General features: G+C 59.7%; 2 protein-coding genes. Both read left to right on the forward strand.

What is annotated here, in order from left to right:
• Window positions 1-182: hypothetical protein (locus AC1D0P_RS30325; protein WP_477680121.1), on the forward strand; the 182-nt coding region annotated here is incomplete at its 5' end.
• A 13-nt stretch (window positions 183-195) separates the two neighbouring features.
• Window positions 196-424 (forward strand): aldo/keto reductase (locus AC1D0P_RS30330; protein ID WP_477680122.1); only part of this gene is annotated, 229 nt, incomplete at its 3' end.

The following is a 424-nucleotide window of genomic DNA, read 5'->3' on the forward strand; positions in this document are numbered from 1 at the left end:
CGTCCGGACTGACTGGCGCTGAGCTTCTCGCACAGCGCGTAACCATCGCCTTGACCGGCTCGTCCGTGATGATGGCGCTTGCGCTGGCACTGGTCGCTACCCTGATCGTCAGGCGTCGGCGGCCCTCCGCAACCGCATTGGTCGGCTTAAAGGTTTCTACGCTCGAAAGAGAATCCATCTGAAAAGGAGATTGAAATGCAAAAGCGCAAACTCGGAAAATCGGGACCCGAAGTCTCGGCCATCGGCTTCGGCTGCATGGGTCTGACCTATGCATACGGTTCCGTCATGGAACGGCAAGATGCCGTCACGCTGCTGCGCGGGGCGGTCGAACGGGGCGTGACCTTCTTCGATACGGCTGAGGCTTACCAAAACGGCAACGAGGAATTCGTCGGCGAAGCACTCGAACCGTTCAAGGGCCAGGTGG

This window comes from Polaromonas sp. P1_G2, from assembly GCF_056405515.1.